A 21,397-nucleotide genomic window follows, 5' to 3' on the forward strand; every position below is an offset into this window, starting at 1 on the left:
CGCAAAGGCGCCGCCGCGCGAGCGCGAGCGAGCCGCGCCAAAGGCGCGTCCAAGCGTTTGCGCAGCAAACCTTGCCGCAGGGCGAATTCATTTCGCCCGAGGAAGTGAAATCAAATGGGGTCCCCAATGGAGATTTGCTCCGTTGGGGTGCCTCCCTGGAGTTCATGGAGGGCAAGGAGCTGCCCGGCGTCGCCTGCCTGCTGGACGCCTAATTATCCGCAAAGGCGCCGCCGCGCGAGCGCGAGCGAGCCGCGCCAAAGGCGCGTCCAAGCGTTTGCGCAGCAAACCTTGCCGCAGGGCGAATTCATTTCGCCCGAGGAAGTGAAATCAAATGGGGTCCCCAACGGAGATTTGCTCCGTTGGGGTGCCTCCCTCGAGTTCATGGAGGGCAAGGAGCTGCCCTTTCGGGGTCCCCGCCGAAGCCCAGCGAAGCGGGTTCGGTGGGGAGAGGAGGAGCAGCGGAGTGATTGAGCTTTCGCCCCAGGGCGGAAGCGAGAGATACAGAGCTTGCTCCGACGGGGCCTGCCTGCTGGACGCCCAAGACTCCGGATTGTATTCCCGGTACCAGCTGATTCAGAAAGCTCGATTTCCGCAGGGCGCGACGACTCCGGCGCGCCGCCTGGGGAAGGCTTCACTTGATATATAATGAAAGGATTGAACTGCAATGAACCGCCGCTACCGCAAGACTATCATCGCCGGAAACTGGAAGATGAACAAGACCCTGACTGAGACCAAGGCTTTTGCTGAGGAGATCAAGACCATGCTGGGCAAGCCCAAGGGCTGCGACGTTGTCCTCTGCGTGCCCTATGTGAACATTCAGGCCGCTGTGCGTCTGTTCAAGGACAGCCGCATCGCCATCGGCGCTGAGAACTGCCACTATGAGTCCCACGGCGCCTACACCGGCGAGGTCTCCGCTGAGATGCTCAAGGACCTGGGCGTGAAGTACGTCATCATCGGCCACTCCGAGCGCCGCCAGTACTACAATGAGACCGACTTCACCGTCAACAAGAAGGTCCATGCCGCCCTGGAGGCCGGCCTGCACCCCATCGTCTGCGTGGGCGAGAGCCTGGAGCAGCGTGAGCTGGGCGTCACCATGGAGCTCATCGCCTACCAGGTGAAGGCCGCTCTGGCCGGCGTGCCCGCCGACAAGATGCGCCACGTTGTCATTGCCTACGAGCCCATCTGGGCCATCGGCACCGGCAAGACCGCTACCGCCGAGCAGGCTGCCGAGGTCTGCGAGAGCATCCGTGTGGTCATCCGCAAGCTGTACGGCGCCCGTGTTGCCCGCGCCGTGACCATCCAGTACGGCGGCTCCATGAACGCCAAGAATGCCGCTGAGCTGCTGGCTCAGCCCGACATCGACGGCGGCCTCATCGGCGGCGCCTCCCTGAAGCCCGCTGACTTCACCAGCATCATCAACGACGCCAACAATCAGGAGTAAGAGGAAGCGCTGAGCACCCGAGAGCAGGCGGGTAGGACCCGGAGCGGAGCAAACGGACCGCAGGCCCTGAAGGGGCGGAGGCCGGCTTGCGCAGTCGAAGGGGCCTAGACGCCGTTGCGGAGGGTGCGAGGCGTGACAGGAAGCGCTGAGCCCCCGACAGGCAAAGCGTGACAAGAAGGAGCGGAGTGCGGCGGACCCACAGGGTTCCGCCGCCTGCCGCCCCAATCTTACCTGAAGGAACTGAGGTTATTTATGAGTAAAACACCCACTACTCTTATCATTATGGATGGCTACGGTCTCCGCAGCGAGACCGAGGGCAACGCCATTGCCAACGCCCGCAAGCCTGTGCTGGACAAGCTGTTTGCCGAGAACCCGGTGAGCAAGCTGTCCGCCTCCGGCCTGGACGTGGGTCTGCCCGAGGGTCAGATGGGCAACTCCGAGGTGGGTCACACCAACATCGGCGCCGGCCGGGTGGTGTTCCAGGACCTGCCCCGCATCTCCAAGTCCATCAAGGACGGCGACTTCTTCCAGAACCCCGAGTATCTGCGGGCCATGGAGAACGCCAAGCAGGAGGGCCACGCCCTCCACGTGATGGGCCTGCTGTCCGACGGCGGCGTCCACAGCCACATCACCCACATCTTTGCGCTGCTGGACATGGCCAAGCAGCAGGGCGTGAAGGACGTCTATGTCCACGCCTTCCTGGACGGCCGTGACGTGCCCCCCGCCTCCGGCAAGGGCTACGTGGAGCAGCTGGCTGAGAAGTGCGCCCAGGTGGGCAACGCCCACATCGGCGTCATCTCCGGCCGCTTCTACGCCATGGACCGTGATAAGCGCTGGGAGCGTCTGGTCAAGGCCTACGACGCTCTGGTGCTGGGCGAGGCTCCCTTTGAGGCCGACCCCGTGGCCGCCGTGCAGAAGTCCTATGACGCCGGCGTCACCGACGAGTTCGTGGAGCCCGTCATCTGCTGCAAGGACGCGGTCATCAAGTCCGGCGACAGCGTGGTGTTCATGAACTTCCGTCCCGACCGGGCCCGCGAGATCACCCGCAGCCTGGTGGACCCCGAGTTCGACGGCTTCGAGCGGAAGAAGGGCTTCTTCCCCCTGACCTATGTCTGCACCACCGAGTATGACGCCACCATGCCCAATGTGACGGTGGCTTTCCCCCATCACGAGCTGAAGAACATCTTTGGCGAGTATATCTCCCGCCTGGGCCTGACCCAGCTCCGTATCGCCGAGACCGAGAAGTACGCCCATGTGACCTTCTTCTTCAACGGCGGCGCCGAGCAGGTGTTCCCCGGCGAGGACCGCTGCCTCATCCCCTCCCCCAAGGTGCCTACCTACGACCTCAAGCCCGACATGAGCGCCCGTGAGGTCACCGACGAGGCGGTGAAGCGCATCGAGAGCGGCAACTACGACGTGGTTATCCTCAACTTCGCCAACTGCGACATGGTGGGCCACACCGGTGTGTATGAGGCTGCCCGTCTGGCCGTTGAGACCGTGGACGAGTGCGTGGGCCGTGTTGTGGAGGCCACCCGCAAGATGGGCGGCGTGGCGCTGATCACCGCCGACCACGGCAACGCCGACCGGATGCTGGACGATGACGGCACCACCGCCTACACCGCCCACACCACCAGCCTGGTGCCCTTCTGCATCGTGGGCGCCAACGTGAAGCTGCGTGACGGCCGCCTGGCCGATATCGCCCCCACCATGCTGGACCTGATGGGCCTGGAAAAGCCCGCTGAGATGGACGGCAATACCCTGATCGAGGCCTAAAAGGGCTTTTCAAGGGCCATCCCGCCGCAAGGCGGATCGGCGCCTGCGCCGTTCAAGCGTTTTGCGCGGAGCGGAAAACCTTGGCGCTGACCGGATTCATTCCGGGCAGCGTGAAGTGAAATCCGGGGTCCCCGGGCGGCAAAGCCGGCTGGGGTGCCTGGAAAAGCCCGCCGAGATGGACGGCAACACCCTGATCGAGGCGTAAGCAGCACATCATTGTATGTTCGGGCGGTTCCTGCCGCCCTGACAGATAGAAGGCACGGCGGAAATACCGGAAGCCGTGTCCCTAAAATGAAAGGAGTTTTTGAACATGAAGCAGATTATCGAGATCGTTGATGTTCTGGGCCGTGAGATTCTGGACAGCCGCGGCAATCCCACCGTTGAGGTTGAGGTCTACCTGGAGGACGGCACTGTTGGCCGTGCCGCCGTTCCCTCCGGCGCTTCCACCGGTATCTACGAGGCCTGCGAGCTCCGCGACGGCGACAAGAGCCGTTACCTGGGCAAGGGCGTCCTCACCGCTGTGAAGAACGTCAACACCGAGATCGCTGAGTGCCTGGTGGGCATGAACGTCCTGGATCAGGTGGCCATCGATAAGGCCATGATCGCTCTGGACGGCACCCCCAACAAGACCAAGCTGGGCGCCAACGCCATCCTGGGCGCCTCCCTGGCCTGCGCCAAGGCCGCTGCCGAGAGCCTGGGCACCAGCCTGTACAACTACATCGGCGGCGTCAACGCCAAGACCCTGCCCGTTCCCATGATGAACATCCTCAACGGCGGCGCTCACGCCACCAACAACGTTGAGATCCAGGAGTTCATGATCATGCCCGTGGGCGCCTGCTGCTTCCGCGAGGCTCTGCGTATGTGCGCCGAGGTCTTCCATCAGCTGAAGAAGACCCTGAAGGAGAACGGCACTCCCGCCGCCGGCGTGGGTGACGAGGGCGGCTACGCTCCCAACCTGAAGAAGGACGAGGACGCTCTGAAGGTCATCGTGAAGGCCATCGAGGAGGCCGGCTTCAAGCCCGGCGAGGACTTCATGATCGCCATCGACGCCGCTTCTTCCGAGTGGTGGGATGAGGAGCAGAAGTGCTACATCCAGCCCAAGTCCGGCAAGAAGATGACCCAGCAGCAGCTGGTGAACATGTGGAAGAAGTTCGCCGACACCTACCCCATCATCTCCCTCGAGGACGGCATGGCCGAGACCGACTGGGAAGGCTGGGCTATGCTGACCAAGGCCATTGGCGACCGCGTCCAGCTGGTGGGCGACGACCTGTTCGTCACCAACGTGGAGCGTCTGGCCACCGGTATTGAGAAGGGCGTTGCCAACGCCATCCTCATCAAGGTCAACCAGATCGGCACCCTGACCGAGACTCTGGACGCCATCCAGATGGCCAACCGCGCCGGCTACACCGCCATCGTGTCTCACCGCTCTGGCGAGACCGAGGACGCCACCATTGCCGACATCGCCGTGGCCCTCAACGCCGGCCAGATCAAGACCGGTGCTCCCAGCCGTACCGACCGTGTGGCCAAGTACAACCAGCTGCTCCGCATTGAGGAGGAGCTGGGCGACGTGGCTCAGTACCTGGGCAAGGACGCCTTCTTCAACCTGAAGTAAGGAGAAGCGCTGAGACGTCGTGAGCAGAGCGGATGGACCAGAGCGAGGGTGAGAAACCGAAGGGCCGCGAAGTGGACCTGTTTCAAGCCCGAGCCGGAGGGAAGCCGCTCGTCGCGAACCGGCGAAGCGTGACAACACAGAACCAAACGGGGCCGCTGCCAAATGGCAGCGGCCCCGTTTTATATGCCGCCCAGCCCCAGCCCCTGCCCCATCTCAGATGGGGCAGGGGCTGGGCCGTGAATAAAAAGCAGAATAAAAAAGAGGAATCCCGCGCAAGTCCGGCAAAGCGGAATGTGTGGGGAAGAAGCGCGAAGAAAGAGGCCGCTGCCATTTGGCAGCGGCCAAGTATTTTATAGAGAGCCTCCGGCGCTCTGTTGTGTTCCCAGAGTGGGGTGAGCCAAGACAGATGCAGGGTTATCTGTTCAGGAGGTATAGAAAAAGTTCGGCATCTTGCTCAGGGAATAGTCTCGTCGTTGCCAAGATAACAGTCTGTATATAAAACAAATAGCTTCTTGACAAGTCAGTAATTTATCAGGTTTCGCACAAACCGTTTCTGAATAAACCGTACCAACTCCCTTTAATATTCCGAGCATATGAAGCTGCTCAGCTGCGTCATGCTCCTCAATTGATGAAAACTCGTCTGGATAAAAGACACTGTGCATCTCTGCATCCTCTACAAGTAGTTCAGGATACTGATACTGTATTAGATGGTCTATGATAAGAAAGGCTTCTCCGCGTGAAAGATAATCGGAATCCTGAAATCTGAACATATTAATGAGTTCTATCAATAAGGATTGAGGCAAATTTTCATTCTGGATCCGTTGATAGGCGTTATCTAACAATTCAAGAAAGAATAGTTTTGTAATATCGCCTTGATATGAAATATCTTGACTATACAGAAGTCCTTCCTGGAGGGCCATCTCAACTTCTATGGCAGCCCATGCGTCAGCGTCAAGAGCCTCCATTTGAATTTTCCCAACATAAAGCCTACTATCCTCTGCAGACCACTCTGATTGATAACCAAAGCATTTCAGTAATAGTTCGACTGCATCACTATTGAAATATATTATATTTTCAATTACATATGCATAGGTAAAATACGGATAAGCATATTCCGCAAACGGATCATTTTGCCCTGGTAACAGAGAACAATCATCGGAGAGCAGAATTTCCTCCAGCGCGAGCGAATATAAGCCAACGCCATTGTAGTAAGGCCGGCTCAGGAAAATAGAGGCGTAGTATTTGCCATTGTCCAACGGCGTCTGGGATACTTCATAAGGGACTTTACGCTGATCTATCCCTAAAGGCGCTAGTGTCAGAACATACTCATTGCCTTTGAAACAGAATGTGTTCTCCGTTTGAGGAGAGAAGGATTCAAATTCACAGCCAATGCTTTTCAATAAAATACCGATGGGTATGAGCGTTTCTATATCGCTACCCTGAGTGAGGATATGAGGGGTATTTGAAATTGCTTTCCCTTCCAAATAAATATAGCCAGTTGCTGTTCCTGCTGACTGATTGATGCTGTTTTCAGGCAGAGCGCTGGCACAGACCCATGGAACAGTTGACAGGAGCATCGCAAATGAAACAGATGCGATGATAGCTCTGCAGAGGAGTTTTGAAAATTTCTTTGTCATATTTCCTCTCCTTTGTGAGCTTAGGCGGCCTTGTGTGCCTTCTTAATACTGGGAAAGACACACAAAACGCCCCAAAACTCTATTTTTCAGGCAAACTCATTCTGTGTCCTCTACTACAGTCCATCCAAACATAGCCTTGAAGTCACGAAAGCAATCGGGACAAATCCAATAGTAGCCGTCCTCTGTTGCGTAACCCTCATGCAGCGTTCCATCAATGGCAGAAAATTTCTCCCAACAAAAAATACAATGCTTATGATCCCATTTGCTGGAACGCGCATTCCATTTTCTATGGTATAAAGTTTTCCCGGACAAATAATCTCCTTGCCAAGTCAACCTCCAATCAGTTTTATCAATCATATCGTCCTCTCCTGTTCCAGCTATTTGATCTTAATCTTATCACGATTCCGCAAACATGAAAATGAGGAAAATTAATTTTCTATCTTTTGGATATACGTCACAGACGGTCAAAAAATATGACATTGGGACACAACGGCTCGAAATCCGGAGTGCGTACCAATGCTGGAACATACCGCAGATAATGGTACTTTAAATTTAAGTTTTATAACTGGGAATACAACATCAAAGCAAAAATAAAAAAGAATCCGCACACGCGCAGCGTGTGCGGATTCTTTTATCAGGCCTTGGATTCACCCAGCCGGCGGTGCACATCCCGGCGGAGCAGGGTGTACAGCACCGAGGCTACCGGTACGCTGACCAGGATGCCCACGAACTGGAACAGTCCACCGCCCACCGTGACGGCGGCCAGCACCCAAATGGCGGGCAGGCCCACGTTGTTGCCCACCACACGGGGATAGATGACATTACCCTCAAACTGCTGAAGGCAGAGAAGGAAAATGAGGAAAATCAGGGTTTTCAGAGGGGAGACCATGATCAGCAGCACGGCGGCCACCGCGCCGCCCAGGAAGGCGCCCACCATGGGGATCAGGGCTGTGGCGCCCACAATGACGCCGATGAGAGGGGCATAATCCGCCTGGATGAAGAGCATGCCCAGCGCGGTGAGGCCGCCCAGAATACAGGCCTCAATGAGCTGGCCGCTGACAAAGGCGGTGAAGGTGTTGGCGGTCAGATGGACCACGTCGGTGACCCAGGCCTCAACCTTGGGCGGCGCGTAGGCCTTGAGCACCCGGCGGCACTGGGAGAGCAGGGTGGCCTTGCCCGAGAGCATATAGATCGAGAAGATGATGGACAGGAAGCCCGTCACCACGATGGAGATAATGTTACTGGTGATGGTCAGCAGCTGGGGAACAGCGGTGGTCAGGGTGTTGACCACGCCGTTGAGGGCGCCCTTGATGAGGTCGCTGAAGTTGGAGAGGTCCAGTTTGTCCAGATGCAGGGAGGAGAACAGGGGAGAGAGCCACTCCTGCCTGTTGAGCCATTCCTGAATATTGAGCATATAGCCGTTGATGCTGTTCAGGAAGATCTGAATGCTCTCCACCAGCTTGGGGAGTACCAGAGAGAAGAAGGCGATGATGAGCACAAACATTACCAGGTAAGAGGTAGCCACAGCCAGAGGCCGGGAGAGATTTTTGGCCTTTGTCCTCCTCAATCCCCGGTCGTAGAGCTGGGAAAAGAGCTGGCAGGGCCGGTTGAGCACGAAGGCGATGGCGAAGCCGATGAACAGGGGCTGGAACAGTCCGATGACGGTCCAGAACAGGCCGCGCACCTCATCAAACTGAATGATAAAGAGCACCAGGAGCACTGCGTAAGTAATAATCCAGAGAATACTTTTAAATAATTTTTTATCCATTCTTTCCGCTCCAGTCGGGAAAAAGTTACGGGGGTGCACCCACTATATCATTGTATATGGGGCAAGTCAATTAAAGTTTGGTTAAGATTGGGAGAGGCACAACCCTGCCAGCTGTTCCACACCGTCCCGGTAGCCCAGTTCCATCCGCCACCGGGCTCCCTTTGCAGTAAAGTCAAAGGTACCAGCCGGTCCGCCCAGCTCCGCGCTGGGGAAGATCTCCACCAGCCTGGCCTCCGGGAACAGCCCGGCATCCACTTTGGAACTGCCGGACAGGTGGACCACCAGGATAGTGCGGCAGCCCTCCAGCTCGTAAAGAGGCCGCACCGGCACATTGTCTCCCCAGGGCGGCAGGCCGCCGTCCAGATACAGCCTCTTCTCCACCGACCCCATGGGGAAGAAGAAGGGGATGGCAGCCGAGGCCTGCAGGATGGCCCGGATATCCTCCGGGGCTCTGCCGTTGAGCAGGAAGCGGTCCGGCTTGAGCCATGGAATCCGCAGGCAGGTGGCGTAGCACCGGACCGGAGAGGCGGCCAGCCGGGCACAGTCCACTGCACCGTCTATCATCTCACCCAGCCCGTCGGCGGAGATGATGCCCGACATGAGCAGCTGAGAGAGGGTGGGGAGCAGGCGATTCCGCAGAAAAAAGAGGGCCGTTGAGGCGGTGGCTCCGACGGAGACAGGGACTAAGGGATCGGGGACGCTGCCTCTGTGAAGAAAATCTTTAAAGCGCTGCCCCAGCCCTGGTGAGGACAGAAGCTGGGCAATCTGGGCCTCCGCTTTGTCCGGGTCGGGGGAGAAGATGATGTGGGTAGGGGACAGGTCCCGCCACACGGTCCGGGCACGCTCCAAATCCCCCGTGGCAAAGAGGGCAGCGTTGAGGGCCCCTACCGAGGTGCCCGACACGGCGGTCACAGATTGCTCCAGCCCCAGATCCCGCAGGGCCTGCCACACGCCGATCTCATAGGCGCCCTTTCCGCCGCCGCCCGCCAGCACCAGTCCCAGCTTTTCCACAGCACAGGCCACCTCCCTTAAATGATGAAAAACAGTTTACCAGAATCAGGGGAGAGAGAAAATATCCGGGGATAGAATTAAGGGAAAATTTTCGAAAGGACTTGACTTTCCGGCAGGATGTTTTATAATCATAGTAAACATATAGGAATTAAGAGGAATGAGAAATCAGCCTTTGAGAGGAGTATATCCATGTCCAGATTCATCTATGCAGATCATGCGGCCACAACGGCCCTTTCTGATACGGCCCTCAGGGCCATGACCCCCTATTTCCAGCAGCAGTATGGCAACCCCTCCAGCCTCTACCGCTTTGCCCAGGAGGCCAAGAGCGACCTGGAGCAGGCCCGGGCGGAGATTGCCGCCTGCCTGGGCGCCAGGCCCGAGGAGATTTACTTCACTTCCGGCGGCACCGAGGCGGACAACTGGGCCCTGAAGGGCGTGGCCGAGCTGCGCCAGAAGAAGGGAAAGCACATCATCACCACCGCCATCGAGCACCACGCCGTGCTCCACACCGCCCAGTGGCTGGAGAAGCAGGGCTATGAGGTGACCTATGTCCCGGTGGACAGCGAGGGTCGGGTGGACCCCGCCGCCGTAAAGGCGGCCATCCGTCCGGACACCATCCTCATCTCCGTCATGGCGGCCAACAACGAGATTGGCACCGTGGAGCCCATCGCGGAGATCGGCGCCATCGCCCGGGAGGCGGGGGTGCTCTTCCATACCGACGCCGTCCAGGCGGTAGGACATATCCCGGTCAACGTGGAGGACTGGAAGGTGGACCTGCTGTCCCTCTCCGGCCACAAGATCTACGGCCCCAGAGGCATCGGCGTGCTCTACATGCGCAAGCCCCTCCGGCTGCCGCCCCTCATCCACGGCGGCGGACAGGAGAAGGGCCGCCGGTCCGGTACGGAGAACGTGGCCGCCGCGGTTGGCCTGGCCGCCGCCCTCCGGGAGGCGGTGGACGGCCTGAACGAGGAGAGCCGCCGCCTGTCCGCTCTGCGGGACAAGCTGCTGGACGGCCTGTCCGCCCTGCCCTATGCCCGGGTCACCGGTTCCCGGGACCACCGGCTCCCCGGCACCGCCTCCCTGGTGTTTGAGGGCGTGGAGGGAGAGGCCCTGCTGCTCCAGCTGGATCGGGCGGGAATCTGCGCCTCCTCCGGCTCCGCCTGCTCCTCCGCCTCCCTGGACCCCTCCCACGTGCTGCTGGCCATCGGCCTGCCCCACGCCATCGCCCACGGCTCCCTCCGCCTGAGCCTGGGCCGGGAGACCACCGAAGAGGACGTGGACACCATCCTGCGGGAGGTGCCCAAGGCGGTACAGTACCTGCGTGAGATGTCCCCCGTGTGGGACAAAGAGACCGGCCGCCCCACCTGGGACCTGGACGAGTGAGAAAAGGAGAGACAAGCTATGCTGTATTCTGAGAAGGTCATGGACCATTTTGAGCATCCCCGCAATGTGGGTGAGATCCCCGATGCCGACGGCGTGGGCCAGGTGGGCAACCCCAAGTGCGGCGACATCATGAAGATGTACCTGAAGATTGACAACGACGTGATCACTGACGTGAAGTTCAAGACCTTTGGCTGCGGGTCGGCCATCGCGTCTTCCTCCATGGCAACCGAGATGATCAAGGGTAAGCCGGTGGCCGAGGCCATGAAGCTGACCAACGCGGCGGTGGCCGAGGCCCTGGACGGCTTGCCCGGACACAAGCTCCACTGCTCCGTGCTGGCCGAGGAGGCCATCAAGGCGGCCCTGGCCGACTACTACAAAAAGCAGGGCGTGGACCCGGAGACCGTGGAGGGCTTTGCCTGCGGCGGGTGCTGCGGCGGCTGCGGGCACGAGCATTAAAAGAACAGGACGGAAGGCCAACGGCCTTCCGTCCTGTTTGCGTTATTTCTGCTTCAGCAGCTCCCGGTGGACTGCCTTGGCGATGAGCTCCTGACCCTCGGGGGAGCGGAGGGTGTCCAGCACGATGGAGCGGAGCAGGTCCTGCACCTGCTTGCTGGAGAGCACCGAGTCCATCACCGTGCCCTGGGGCTGGGCGGAGGGCTGGGCCTTCCGGGGGGCGGGAGTGGGGACGTGGACCGGCTCGTCCTGGGGCACGGCGCCGCTCATCCAGTCCTCCTGGCGGGTGGGGTCGCTGCTCTCGCCACGCAGGTAGAACAGGGACACGCCGAAATAATTGGCCATCTTCTCCTGCTGGTCCTTGGTGGGGGTCTGGCGGCCGGTCTCAAATTTCTCAAAGGCGCCCTTGGGGAAGCCCAGAGCGGCGGCCGCCGCGGGACGGCTCAGGCCCCTGGCCGTGCGGAGCTCCTCAATGCGCTGTGCAAGTGTAACCATGAAACAAACTCCCTTTCGGTTGAACTGACAGGCAATATTATACCGCCTCATGAGCCCCGCCGCAAGAGCGGAAGACAACGGCTTTCCACCGTGCAGAGGGCGGAATGTGGAAGGACGGAACCTGTCTGCCCCTCTGTGCGTCCAAAGAGAGAAAAATATCCGCCTGGCTGTTGCAATTCGGGTGCCTGGTTTGTATACAGGGCAGAAGGGGCTGAACCCCTCCCGATTTCAACACTGGAAAGGATGGTTTTTATGAAAAAGATGATGTGCGGCGCGCTGTGCGCGGCTCTTCTGACCTGCTCCGTGGGTGCGGCGGCTGCCGACAGCTATACCGTCACGGTGGATGGCACCGCCCTGGACCTGAGCGGCAAGACGCCCTTTGTGTCCCAGGAGAAGGTGATGGCCGGTGGCCGAGGCGCTGGGCTACACCGTCACCTGGACGGCGGAGGATGCCCAGCGGGTGGAGATTGACAACGGCGTGGTCCGCACCTGGGTGACCATCGGCGTGGACAGCTACTGCCGCACCAGCAGCACCGCGCTGGGCATGGGCGCACCCCAGTCCTTCGGCGCGGCGCCGGTGGCCATGGACAACACCACCTATGTGCCGGTGGACCTCTTCGCCATGATGGGCGACACGGTGGAGACCGACGGTACCGATATTACCTTCGCTGCCATGGAAAACCAGACTCAGATCCCCAACCCCATCGTGGCCTATGACACCCTGGAGGAGGCCATGGCCGCCGCTGGCGTGGAGGTCGTGCTGCCCGACTTCCCGGCGGAGTGGCAGCAGAGCCAGGTCTCCGTCATCGGCGGCGACCTGCTCCAGGTGACCTACACCAACGGCACGGACACCATCCTGTTCCGGGCCGCCGCCGGGGACGAGGACACCAGCGGCGATTACAACGTCTACGACAATACCTGGACCGTGGGCGACGTAACCCTGAAGGGCAGCGGGGATCAGGCTGTGCTGGCCATCTGGCAGCGGGACGGCGTCAGCTATTCCCTCAGCTTCTCCGCCCCCATGGACGGCGCTGCGGCCGCTGAGCTGGCGGGCGCCTGAGGAAGAGACATAACAGGGAGTGACAGAACATGCCGGACGAGAGGCAGAACGGGGCACGGGTGCTGGAGGGCTATGGGGACGCCATTCTCAGGCTGGCCTACTCCTACCTCCACAGCCGGACCGACGCGGAGGATGTGCTCCAGGACACCCTGGTGCAGTATCTGACGAAGCGTCCTGAGTTCGGGGGACCGGCCCACGAAAAGGCCTGGCTCATGCGGGTGGCCATCAACCTGTGCAAGAACCAGCTCTCCGCCCCCTGGAAGCGGCGCTGGGAGGAGCTGGACGAGGATCAGCCCTGCTTTGACCAGGAGGAGAGCGCGGTGCTGGAGGCGGTAAACGGCCTGCCGGTAAAGTACCGGGAGGTCATCCACCTCTACTACGTGGAGGGCTACTCCACCGCCGAGATCGCAAGTCTTCTTGGCCGCGGAGAGGGTGCCGTGCGGGTACAGCTGAGCCGGGGACGGGAGCGTCTGCGGCAGGTGTTGAAGGAGGCGTATGACTTTGGAGAAGAATAGGTATTCCGTGGCCATGGACAAGCTCCATGTCACGCCGGAGGAGCGGGAGCGGCTGCTGGAGCGTGCCCTGGAGCAGGCGCAGCTGCAGAAAACCGCGCCCAGAGCCGTACACACATACCGCCGCTGGGCGCCCTTGGCTGCCGCTGCCTGTATCTGCCTGGTGCTGGCAGGTGTGATGGTCATCCCCAGCTGGAGCGACCCCGTTACCTCACCGCCCGTCCAGGTGACCAACCCTGTAGTCCAGTCGGAGGACCTGGAGGCACTTCAATCTGCCGCTCCCTTTGCGCTCTCCGTTCCCACGGAACTGCCCGAGGGCTGGAAGGTGGAAAGTGCATCCCTCATCATGGGCTCCCTGGCCCAGGTGGTGTACACCGACGGCACGGACACCATCACCTACCGCATGGCGGAGGGGGCAGAGGATGTGAGCGGCGACTACAACGCCTATCCCTGGACGGAAGAGGCCGATTTGGACGGCATTACTGTCACCCTGAAGGGGCAGCAGGAGGGCGCTGTCCTCCTGGCGGTGTGGACCGACGGAGCGTACAGCTATGCCATCTCCTGTTCCACCCCCCTGACGGCAGAACAGGCGGCGGCCATAGCTGCCAGCGTGGCGCCGATGGAATAAGAAAAAATAGGAGGCCCGGGAGCAATGCTCCCGGGCCTCCTGCGCAATAAAAAAGAGACGCGCTCCGTTTGGAACGCGTCTCTGATGTGACGGAATTAGTCGGTCACGTAGGGCAGCAGAGCGATCTGACGAGCCCGCTTGATGGCCTCGGTCAGCTGACGCTGATGCATGGCGCAGGTGCCGGTGGTACGGCGGGGCAGGATCTTGGAACGCTCAGAGAGGAAGCGGCGCAGCTTCACCGCATCCTTGTAATCGATGTGCTCGACCTTGTCCACACAGAAGGTGCAGACCTTGCGGCGCTTCCGGCCGCGGGGACGCTCTCTATCCATAGCCATGGTAGCAAAACCTCCGTTTCGTGGGGCGATGACCCCTTGATGTCATGGGCACGCAGATGCGGCCCGGAATGTTGTGTGTGGGCTGCGCCTTTAGAAGGGCAGCTCGCCGTCGTCATCGGTCAGGTCGCCGAACTCGTTGCCGGAAGGACCGGCAGGCGCGGCGTAGCCAGTGGACGGGGCGGGGGCGGGAGGCGGCGCATAGCCGCCCTGAGCGCCGTAGCTGGGGGCGGAATAGCCGCCGGCCTCGGCGTCCCGCTTGGAATCGCCAAAGTAGACATTGTCCGCGATGACCTCGGCGGAGCGGCGCTTGCCGCCGTCGCGGTCGGTCCAGTCGCGGATCTGCAGACGGCCCTCCACCACGGCCAGACGGCCCTTGGTGAAGAAGCGGGAGACGAACTCAGCCGTCTGCCGCCAGGCCACGATGTCGATGAAATCGGTGGCCTTCTCGCCGGTCTGCTTGTCCTTGAAGTCCCGGTCCACGGCCAGAGAGAAGGAAGCCACAGGGGTCCCCGTCTGAGTGTGCCGCAGCTCGGGATCACGGGTCAGACGGCCCATGAGAATAATGCGGTTAAGCATATCTTCCTCCTTACTCGTCCTTGCAGACGATCAGGGAGCGGACAACGCCGTCAGTAATGCGGAAGATACGATCCAGCTCCAGGGGGAAGCTGGGGGCGGAAGTAAAGGTCATGAGGACGTAGTAGCCGTCGTTCTTGTCGTTGATGGGATAGGCCAGACGGCGCTTGCCCCACTCGTCAACCTCGGTCAGAGTGCCGTTGGACTCCACCAGGGTCTTGAACTTGGCCACGAGGGCGGCGGTAGCCTCCTCGCCCAGATCGGCGTCCAGAATGTAGACAGCCTCGTAGTTCGCGCTGAGCTTTGCCATGTTTTGTGCACCTCCTTATGGACGTATGGCCCTCATATCTCGGATGAGGGCAAGGATGAGTTGTCTGTATCGGATACAAACAAGCTATACTATTATATAAAAAAATCCAGGATTGTCAAGAGGAATATGCGGGAAAATTAAAAAAACGCAGAGAAAGAGCGGATTTGGCAGCCGGGCCGGGGAGATTTCCGGGCCTGGTTTTTTGCCGGGAAAATTTTTTTGAAAAAATTTTTTCCGCTGTGCAATAAAACGCACGCCCCGTCCGTTAATGGTGCAGAAGGGCACACAAGGGGCGGACCTCTCCCGGGGGAGGGCGCTCCGCCCACACACCAACATATAAAACAATCAATGGGTAAAGAAAGGAAGTATTGAGTATGAAAAAGAAGGGTTTCTTCAGCGGTTTCGGCGCCGGTATCCTCACCACCGCTCTTGTGATTGGCCTGGGCATGTCCGCCTTTGCTGCCAGCCGCCCCATCACTGTGGAGGATAACATCCGCGTGACCATCAACGGCGCGGTCTTCTCCCCCAAGGACGCCAACGGCAAGGACGTGCCCCTCTTCTCCTACAACGGCACCACCTACGCCCCCGTCCGTGCCATCTGCGAGGCCGCCGGCCTGGAGGTGGAGTATGATTCCGCCACCTACACCGCCGTCCTCACCACCGCCGACCGGGTGGCCGCCTCCGACCCCAACTCCGGCAGCTACATCGGCGTGGACAAGGCCAAGAGCATCGCTCTGTCTGACGCCGGCGTCAACGCCGCCGACGCCGTGTTCCTCAAGGCCAGACTGGACCGGGATGACGGCCGGATGGAGTATGAGGTGGAGTTCTACAGCGGCAGCAAGGAGTACGACTACGACATCGACGCTCTCACCGGCGAAATCCGCAGCCGGGACTGGGAGCTGGACGACTTTGACCTCTACGACGACGACCGGACCCAGGTTTCCGCGGACAACGTGATCACCGCCGAGCAGGCCAAGGCCATTGCCAAGGCCAAGGCTCCTTCCACCGCAACGGTGGTCAAGTGCGAGCTGGACGAGGACGACGGCCGCTGGGTCTATGAGCTGGAGCTGCGGGATGGCCGCACTGAGTATGAGTGCGACATCAACGCCGTCACCGGCGTCATCCTGGACTGGGAAGTAGACCACGACTAATAATAAATCCACGACACAAAACAAAACACCGTCCCTGCCGCTTCTGCGGCAGGGACGGTGTTTTATCTGTGAGGAATTCAGAGCAGCTCCGCCTTCTCCTTGATAAAGCCCTTGAGCCATGCGCCGGTCTCAGGGTGTTCAAGCGCGAAGTCGATGGTAGCCTCCAGGAACCCTTTCAGGTTGCCGGTATCGTACCGGCGGCCCTCAAAGTCCACGGCGATCATCTGGTTCTGACGGCACAGGGTACGCAGGCCGTCGGTCAGCTGGATCTCGCCGCCGTAGCCGGGAGCCTGGTGCTCCAGAATGTCGAAGATGTCGGGGGTGAGGACATAGCGGCCCAGGATGGCGTAGTTGGAGAACATCTCGGTGGGGGCGGGCTTCTCGTTCATGTCGGAGACGGAGAAGATCCGGTCCTCCAGAGGGGAAATCTTGACGGAGGAGTACTTGCTGATGGCCTCGGTGGCCACCTTCTGCACGCCAACACAGGAGGCGTTATACTTCTCGGCAGCCTCAATAAGCTGCTTCATCACGGGCTTGCGGGCCCGCATGATGTCGTCGCCCAGGAGCACGGCGAAGGGCTCGTCCCCTACGAAGCGGCGGGCACGGGAGATGGCGTGGCCCAGACCCTTGGTCTCCTTCTGCCGGACATAGAAGATGTTGGCCAGGTCGGCGGCACGCCGTACCTCGGACAGCTCCTTCTCCTTGCCGGCCTGGTTCAGCCGGGTCTCCAGCTCGGGGTAGTAGTCAAAATAGTCGTCCATGGCCGACTTGGCCCGGTTGGTGACAATCAGAATGTCCTCGATACCGGCGGCCACAGCCTCCTCGATGATGTACTGAATGACCGGCTTGTCCACCATGGGCAGCATCTCCTTGGGCACCGTTTTGGTGGCGGGGAGCATGCGGGTGCCCAGGCCGGCGGCGGGAATGACAGCTTTACGGACCTTCATAGCGAAAACCTCCAGCTTGTGCGGGCGGAGGACCGCCCGCGGTTTACAGGTGTGCCAGATGTACGGCGGGGATCATGGGACGGAAGAACTTGACCCTGGACAGGCCCTTCAGCAGCACGGTGCCCAGCACATAGCAGGCCAGGGCCTCACCCACCACAAAGGTCCACATGTTGAACCAATAGGACGCCCAGAACACGCTGTTGATGGCGCCCGCCTCGGCCCAGGCCCACATGGGGGGCAGCAGAAGGGCGTTCATCACGATGGGGGGCAGAGCGGCCAGGTACCACCGGGGCATCTTTGCAGTCAGCCAGGCGGCCAGCGCAGTGGCCAGGGTGCCCACAATCATGTCGATGGGGCCGTAGGGGGAGAGGACGTTGGTCAGCAGGCAGCCCAGGGCCACGCCCGGCGCGGTGGCCGGGAACAGGAAGGGCAGCACGGTGAGCGCCTCTCCCAGCCGCACCTGGACGGGGCCGAAGGTGAGCTGAAAGATGTTGCCGAAGTAGCACAGGACGAAGTACACGGCCGCCACCACAGCGGCCAGGGTCAGCTCTCTGACGGTGAATTTGCGCTTGGAACTGGTCTGGATCATGGAAACAATACCTCCAATTTTATCTTTAGAGTGCGCGCGCCGCGCACAGCGGAACAGGTCCCTACCCCGGAGGCATGGCGCATACGCCTCCGGACGGCTTTCTCTGTTCCGGTTGGACCGGGTTTTGGGAACCGGTCGAGGGTATTGTAGCATGATTTTCGTCAAAAGAAAAGTGGAAAAGGGGAGAAATGAAAATGAGGTGTGCCCCACAGAGCGGGGCACACCTCATTTTTCAGCGGTCATTACATGGGAGAAAAGCTGTCCTTGCCCACCTGGCACAGGGGGCAGACCCAGTCCTCGGGCACATCGGCCCAGGCGGTGCCGGGGGCCACGCCGTTATCGGGATCGCCCACCTCGGGGTCGTAGATATAGCCGCAGATATCGCAGACGTACTTGTCCATGAAACACAGCTCCTTTGCTTCAAAATTCGTTTCCCCGCCGGGGACGCCTTAGCGCTTGTCCCGGGGGTCGCTTTATGATACAATGGCGGTAATCCATTTGTCAACTGAGGTTTGTTGTGAAAATCAAAAATGTTACAATAAATTCAAAATTATGTCTTGCGCCCATGGCGGGCGTCACCGATTTGGCCTTCCGCACCATCTGCCGGGAGCTGGGTGCCGGGTACACCATTACCGAGATGGTCAGCGCCAAGGCCCTGTGCTATCAGGACAAGAAGTCCATCCCGCTGCTCAAGCTGGGGGAGGGGGAGCACCCCTGCGCCGCCCAGATCTTCGGCAGCGACGAGAAATGCATGGAGGAGGCAGCCGCCATCGCCGGGGAGGTGTCCGGCGCGGACATCATTGATATCAACATGGGCTGCCCGGTGCCCAAGGTGGCCAACTCCGGCGACGGCTCCGGCCTGATGCGGGACGTGGACAAGGCCGTCCGGGTGGCCGAGGCCGTGGTGCGGGGCGCCGGTGAGCGGCCTGTGACCGTCAAATTCCGCCTGGGCTGGGACAAGGGCTCCATCAACTGTGTGGAGTTTGCAAAGGCCATGGAGTCTGCCGGGGTATCCGCCGTGGCGGTACACGGCCGCACCCGTACCCAGATGTACGCCGGCACTGCCAACTGGGACTACATCCGGGAGGTAAAGCAGGCGGTGTCCATTCCGGTCATCGCCAACGGCGACGTGTTTGACGGCCCGGCGGCGGTACGCATCCTGCGCTACACCGGCGCGGACATGGCCATGATTGGCCGGGGCTGCTTCGGCAACCCCTGGGTGTTCCAGCAGGCCAAAGCCGCCCTGGAGGGGGAGGCGATTCCGCCCCTGCCCCCGCTGGCCGAGCGGGTGGACACGGCGGTGCGGCAGTTTGAGCTGGCGGCCGCCCACAAGGGGGAGCACATCGCCTGCCTGGAGGCCAGAAAGCAGTACGCATGGTACCTGAAGGGCGTGGCCTTTGCCGGATACTACAAGGAGCAGATCAGCCACATCAACACCCTGGAGGACATATACCAGATTACGGTTGGTATTAAACGTGACCTGAAATAACAATTTGGAATGGAAAAAGGCAGGTGAAACGGAGTGGAAAACGAGCGGGAGCTGGTGGCCCGTGCCAAGAGAGGCGACCAGGAGGCCTTCGGGGCCCTGGTAGAGGCAAACCAGGGCCGCATCTACAATCTGACACTGCGGATGACGGGCTCTCCTGAGGATGCGCTGGATCTGTCCCAGGAGGCCTTTCTTAACGCCTGGCGGGGGCTGGACAAGTTCCAGGGAGACAGCTCCTTTTCTACCTGGCTCTACCGCCTGGCCTCCAACGCCTGTATCGACTTCCTCCGCCGGGAGAAGCGGCGGAAGGACATCTCCATGACGGTGTCGCTGGACGATGAGGAGGAAGAGCGTCAGGCCGAGCTGCCCGACCACCGCCACTCCCCCGAGCGGGAAGTGGAGCGGCGGGAGCTGCGGGAGGACATCCGCCGGGGGCTCATGTCCCTCTCGGAGGAGCACCGGCAGGTGCTGGTAATGCGGGAGCTCAGCGGCATGAGCTACGCGGAGATCGGCGCGGTGCTCAAGCTGGAGGAGGGGACGGTCAAGTCCCGCATTGCCAGAGCGCGTGTGGCCCTGCGCAAAATTTTGGTGAAGGACGGGAACTTTTCCGGCGCTTCATCGTCCATAACATGAAGAAAGAAAAACGCATCCCCCAAAAGCGCTGTACGCTGCGGGGGAGAAAGAGAGGTGAAACGCCGTGTATACCTGCGATCAGGCGCTGGATCTGCTCAGCGCCCGGCTGGACGGGGATTTGACGCCCGAGGAAGCCGCCGGGCTGGAGGAGCATCTGTCCCACTGCCCCGACTGCCGGGCTCTGGCGGCGGATCTGGAAGAGCTCCACGCCGCCATGCCGGGGCTGTATCAGGAGCCGCCTCCCGAGCTGAAGGAGCGGGTCATGGCCCGGATCAGGGAGGAGAGCGCGCCCATCTCCCTGGAGGAGGTCCGGAAGCGACGCTCCGGGCGAAAGGTATGGCGTTCCTGGGGCGCCATGGCCGCTGCGATGGCCGTGGTGTTCATGAGTGCCCTGGCTATGCGCTTCGGCGGCGATACCACAGGAATTCCCGAAAATGAGCCGGTGCCCAGCGCATCGGTCTATTCCGCCCAGCCGGAGGCCAGTGAGCCTGCTACGGCGGATTCGCTGCCAGTGGAGGGTAAGACGGCTGTCTCTGGCGAAGAGAATGATGTCCAGACCGAGCCCTCTGTCGGTGAGACGGAAGGAAAGCAGGTCCAGCCCGCTCAGGCGGATGCCCAGACCTCTGGCGGAGAGGGAACCGGCAAGAGCACCACCGGCGCACAGGCATCCCAGTCGCCCCAGAACGGCGGCCAGACGGGAGAAGCTGGCGGGGACGGCCAGGGACAAAACACTGGGGTGACGCCCTTCCGGTCTGCCGAGCCTGAAGATACGCCCGAGGAGAACAGGGGCGTCAGCGTGCTCCAGACGGCCATTGACCCTGTGGCAGCGGCTGCCGGACGGATTTATGAGGAGATTCTCTCCGCCGACTGGCCCACAGGCACAGCTGCGGCGGACGAGAGCCTGACCGGCTACTGTCTCACCAGTGCGGACGGGACCCGGACCGCTATGCTCCGCTATCTGCGGGAGAGCGAAAACGGGATGTACAGCATTTTCAAGCTGTATGAGACCACCACCGACAGTGAGGACAGCACCCTGAATTTCTACGCCGTACCTGTGGCGGGAGACGGGGAAATCCTCACTGCGTGGACGGACAACACCCCCGGAGATGACGCCGCCTTCTGGAAGGCCGTGGATGAATAACAAAAAAGAGCTGAGGCCGATTGGCCTCAGCTCTTTTTATGCTTACAAAAAATCGGCGCTGCCCCGTCAGGAGCAGCGCCGGTTTTCATTGCATTCTTACTTCATCAGGCTCAGGACAAGGGTAAGCACCATAAACAGGATGGCGACCCACTTGGTCCACTTGGCCAGCTTGGCGTCCCAGGTCTTGGCCTTGTTCTTGGCCATAAAGGTGTCCATGCCGCCGGCGATGGCGCCGCTGAGGCCGGCGCTCTTGCCGGACTGGAGCAGAACCACAGCGATGAGGAACAGACCGGAGAGAATCTGGATAACCGTCACAACAATCTTGGGAATGCTCATTGCTTTCATCGTTCCTTTCGACCCCGAGGGGGCGCTGTATTTTCACAAAAGGGCGCACTCTGACCATGCACCGTCTAAACGTAGCACTAATCATAGCATATTTGACCCGGGATTGCAAGAGGA

26 protein-coding genes are annotated in these 21,397 nt (G+C 60.5%); 14 read left to right on the top strand and 12 right to left on the bottom strand.

Going from position 1 to position 21,397, the window contains the following annotated elements:
• The 4 genes from ACOX7T_RS09825 to eno form a co-directional block, all read left to right on the top strand.
• A partial coding sequence (locus ACOX7T_RS09825; protein WP_433442264.1) for a hypothetical protein occupies nucleotides 1–212 on the top strand: 212 nt, incomplete at its 5' end.
• 452 nt (nucleotides 213–664) lie between these two features.
• On the top strand, nucleotides 665–1,441 hold the full coding sequence (tpiA, locus tag ACOX7T_RS09830) for a triose-phosphate isomerase (RefSeq protein ID WP_433442266.1): 777 nt from the start codon (nucleotides 665–667) through the stop codon (nucleotides 1,439–1,441).
• 252 nt (nucleotides 1,442–1,693) lie between these two features.
• The gene (gpmI, locus tag ACOX7T_RS09835; protein WP_433442268.1) at nucleotides 1,694–3,214 is read left to right on the top strand and encodes a 2,3-bisphosphoglycerate-independent phosphoglycerate mutase; all 1,521 of its coding nucleotides are present in this window, start codon (nucleotides 1,694–1,696) and stop codon (nucleotides 3,212–3,214) included.
• 310 nt (nucleotides 3,215–3,524) lie between these two features.
• Nucleotides 3,525–4,826 (top strand): phosphopyruvate hydratase, encoded by a 1,302-nt coding sequence (eno, locus tag ACOX7T_RS09840; RefSeq protein ID WP_433442270.1) that lies wholly within the window; start codon nucleotides 3,525–3,527, stop codon nucleotides 4,824–4,826.
• Between the two features lie 422 nt (nucleotides 4,827–5,248).
• Here eno and ACOX7T_RS09845 read toward each other — a convergent pair whose 3' ends face one another.
• The 4 genes from ACOX7T_RS09845 to ACOX7T_RS09860 all read right to left on the bottom strand — a co-directional run bounded on the left by ACOX7T_RS09845 (nucleotide 5,249) and on the right by ACOX7T_RS09860 (nucleotide 9,242).
• Entirely contained in the window at nucleotides 5,249–6,463 is a 1,215-nt protein-coding gene (locus ACOX7T_RS09845) for a hypothetical protein (RefSeq protein WP_433442272.1), read from the bottom strand.
• A 96-nt stretch (nucleotides 6,464–6,559) separates the two neighbouring features.
• A complete protein-coding gene (locus ACOX7T_RS09850; protein WP_433442273.1) occupies nucleotides 6,560–6,820 on the bottom strand; it encodes a hypothetical protein in 261 nt (86 codons plus the stop codon).
• A 277-nt stretch (nucleotides 6,821–7,097) separates the two neighbouring features.
• Nucleotides 7,098–8,231: an AI-2E family transporter gene (locus ACOX7T_RS09855; protein WP_433442275.1), complete on the bottom strand. Its 1,134-nt coding sequence runs from the start codon at nucleotides 8,229–8,231 to the stop codon at nucleotides 7,098–7,100.
• Nucleotides 8,232–8,312: 81 nt separating this feature from the next.
• Nucleotides 8,313–9,242, bottom strand: coding sequence for a patatin-like phospholipase family protein (locus ACOX7T_RS09860; RefSeq protein ID WP_433442277.1), 930 nt, complete (start codon nucleotides 9,240–9,242; stop codon nucleotides 8,313–8,315).
• A gap of 189 nt (nucleotides 9,243–9,431) precedes the next feature.
• Here ACOX7T_RS09860 and nifS point away from each other — a divergent pair, with 189 nt between their 5' ends.
• Nucleotides 9,432–10,625, top strand: coding sequence for a cysteine desulfurase NifS (gene nifS, locus ACOX7T_RS09865; RefSeq protein ID WP_433442279.1), 1,194 nt, complete (start codon nucleotides 9,432–9,434; stop codon nucleotides 10,623–10,625).
• 18 nt (nucleotides 10,626–10,643) lie between these two features.
• Nucleotides 10,644–11,081: a Fe-S cluster assembly scaffold protein NifU gene (gene nifU, locus ACOX7T_RS09870; protein WP_433442280.1), complete on the top strand. Its 438-nt coding sequence runs from the start codon at nucleotides 10,644–10,646 to the stop codon at nucleotides 11,079–11,081.
• A 42-nt stretch (nucleotides 11,082–11,123) separates the two neighbouring features.
• Here the strand turns inward: nifU and ACOX7T_RS09875 are convergent, their stop codons facing one another.
• Nucleotides 11,124–11,573 (bottom strand): helix-turn-helix domain-containing protein, encoded by a 450-nt coding sequence (locus ACOX7T_RS09875; RefSeq protein ID WP_433442282.1) that lies wholly within the window; start codon nucleotides 11,571–11,573, stop codon nucleotides 11,124–11,126.
• 252 nt (nucleotides 11,574–11,825) lie between these two features.
• Here ACOX7T_RS09875 and ACOX7T_RS09880 point away from each other — a divergent pair, with 252 nt between their 5' ends.
• Genes ACOX7T_RS09880 through ACOX7T_RS09895 form a run of 4 tightly spaced genes read left to right on the top strand, consistent with a single transcriptional unit; the run spans nucleotide 11,826 to nucleotide 13,773 of the window.
• The gene (locus tag ACOX7T_RS09880) at nucleotides 11,826–12,044 is read left to right on the top strand and encodes a hypothetical protein (protein WP_433442284.1); all 219 of its coding nucleotides are present in this window, start codon (nucleotides 11,826–11,828) and stop codon (nucleotides 12,042–12,044) included.
• The gene (locus tag ACOX7T_RS09885) at nucleotides 11,980–12,633 is read left to right on the top strand and encodes a hypothetical protein (RefSeq protein ID WP_433442286.1); all 654 of its coding nucleotides are present in this window, start codon (nucleotides 11,980–11,982) and stop codon (nucleotides 12,631–12,633) included. Before ACOX7T_RS09880 ends, ACOX7T_RS09885 begins: the two co-directional genes overlap by 65 nt.
• A gap of 29 nt (nucleotides 12,634–12,662) precedes the next feature.
• Nucleotides 12,663–13,148, top strand: a complete 486-nt coding sequence (locus tag ACOX7T_RS09890) for an RNA polymerase sigma factor (RefSeq protein ID WP_433442288.1) — start codon at nucleotides 12,663–12,665, stop codon at nucleotides 13,146–13,148.
• Complete coding sequence (locus tag ACOX7T_RS09895; RefSeq protein WP_433442290.1) at nucleotides 13,135–13,773, top strand: hypothetical protein; 639 nt, start codon at nucleotides 13,135–13,137, stop codon at nucleotides 13,771–13,773. Before ACOX7T_RS09890 ends, ACOX7T_RS09895 begins: the two co-directional genes overlap by 14 nt.
• A 95-nt stretch (nucleotides 13,774–13,868) precedes the next feature.
• On the opposite strand, the gene rpsR is transcribed toward ACOX7T_RS09895, so the two are convergent.
• The 3 genes from rpsR to rpsF all read right to left on the bottom strand — a co-directional run bounded on the left by rpsR (nucleotide 13,869) and on the right by rpsF (nucleotide 14,991).
• Nucleotides 13,869–14,108 (bottom strand): 30S ribosomal protein S18, encoded by a 240-nt coding sequence (gene rpsR, locus ACOX7T_RS09900; RefSeq protein WP_006572919.1) that lies wholly within the window; start codon nucleotides 14,106–14,108, stop codon nucleotides 13,869–13,871.
• Nucleotides 14,109–14,198: 90 nt separating this feature from the next.
• Nucleotides 14,199–14,684 carry a single-stranded DNA-binding protein gene (locus ACOX7T_RS09905; RefSeq protein WP_433442292.1) on the bottom strand — a complete coding sequence of 162 codons (486 nt, stop codon included), beginning with the start codon at nucleotides 14,682–14,684 and terminating at the stop codon, nucleotides 14,199–14,201.
• A 10-nt stretch (nucleotides 14,685–14,694) separates the two neighbouring features.
• Nucleotides 14,695–14,991: a 30S ribosomal protein S6 gene (gene rpsF / locus ACOX7T_RS09910; RefSeq protein WP_006572921.1), complete on the bottom strand. Its 297-nt coding sequence runs from the start codon at nucleotides 14,989–14,991 to the stop codon at nucleotides 14,695–14,697.
• A 374-nt stretch (nucleotides 14,992–15,365) separates the two neighbouring features.
• Between rpsF and ACOX7T_RS09915 the strand changes: the two genes are divergently transcribed.
• On the top strand, nucleotides 15,366–16,142 hold the full coding sequence (locus tag ACOX7T_RS09915; RefSeq protein WP_433442294.1) for a PepSY domain-containing protein: 777 nt from the start codon (nucleotides 15,366–15,368) through the stop codon (nucleotides 16,140–16,142).
• 77 nt (nucleotides 16,143–16,219) lie between these two features.
• Here the strand turns inward: ACOX7T_RS09915 and galU are convergent, their stop codons facing one another.
• The 3 genes from galU to rd all read right to left on the bottom strand — a co-directional run bounded on the left by galU (nucleotide 16,220) and on the right by rd (nucleotide 18,079).
• Nucleotides 16,220–17,089, bottom strand: coding sequence for a UTP--glucose-1-phosphate uridylyltransferase GalU (gene galU / locus ACOX7T_RS09920; protein ID WP_006572926.1), 870 nt, complete (start codon nucleotides 17,087–17,089; stop codon nucleotides 16,220–16,222).
• 43 nt (nucleotides 17,090–17,132) lie between these two features.
• The gene (locus tag ACOX7T_RS09925; protein WP_433442296.1) at nucleotides 17,133–17,678 is read right to left on the bottom strand and encodes a QueT transporter family protein; all 546 of its coding nucleotides are present in this window, start codon (nucleotides 17,676–17,678) and stop codon (nucleotides 17,133–17,135) included.
• Between the two features lie 242 nt (nucleotides 17,679–17,920).
• A complete protein-coding gene (rd, locus tag ACOX7T_RS09930; RefSeq protein WP_433442298.1) occupies nucleotides 17,921–18,079 on the bottom strand; it encodes a rubredoxin in 159 nt (52 codons plus the stop codon).
• Between the two features lie 116 nt (nucleotides 18,080–18,195).
• Between rd and dusB the strand changes: the two genes are divergently transcribed.
• From dusB to ACOX7T_RS09945, 3 genes are all read left to right on the top strand, one after another.
• Complete coding sequence (gene dusB, locus ACOX7T_RS09935; protein ID WP_433442300.1) at nucleotides 18,196–19,167, top strand: tRNA dihydrouridine synthase DusB; 972 nt, start codon at nucleotides 18,196–18,198, stop codon at nucleotides 19,165–19,167.
• A gap of 33 nt (nucleotides 19,168–19,200) precedes the next feature.
• Entirely contained in the window at nucleotides 19,201–19,797 is a 597-nt protein-coding gene (locus ACOX7T_RS09940; RefSeq protein WP_433442302.1) for an RNA polymerase sigma factor, read from the top strand.
• A 64-nt stretch (nucleotides 19,798–19,861) separates the two neighbouring features.
• A complete protein-coding gene (locus ACOX7T_RS09945) occupies nucleotides 19,862–20,938 on the top strand; it encodes an anti-sigma factor family protein (protein ID WP_433442304.1) in 1,077 nt (358 codons plus the stop codon).
• A gap of 96 nt (nucleotides 20,939–21,034) precedes the next feature.
• On the opposite strand, the gene secG is transcribed toward ACOX7T_RS09945, so the two are convergent.
• Nucleotides 21,035–21,283, bottom strand: coding sequence for a preprotein translocase subunit SecG (gene secG / locus ACOX7T_RS09950; RefSeq protein WP_433442306.1), 249 nt, complete (start codon nucleotides 21,281–21,283; stop codon nucleotides 21,035–21,037).
• Between the last annotated feature and the right edge of the window lie 114 nt (nucleotides 21,284–21,397).

Source organism: Pseudoflavonifractor sp., assembly GCF_050943825.1.
GTDB lineage: Bacteria > Bacillota > Clostridia > Oscillospirales > Oscillospiraceae > Pseudoflavonifractor.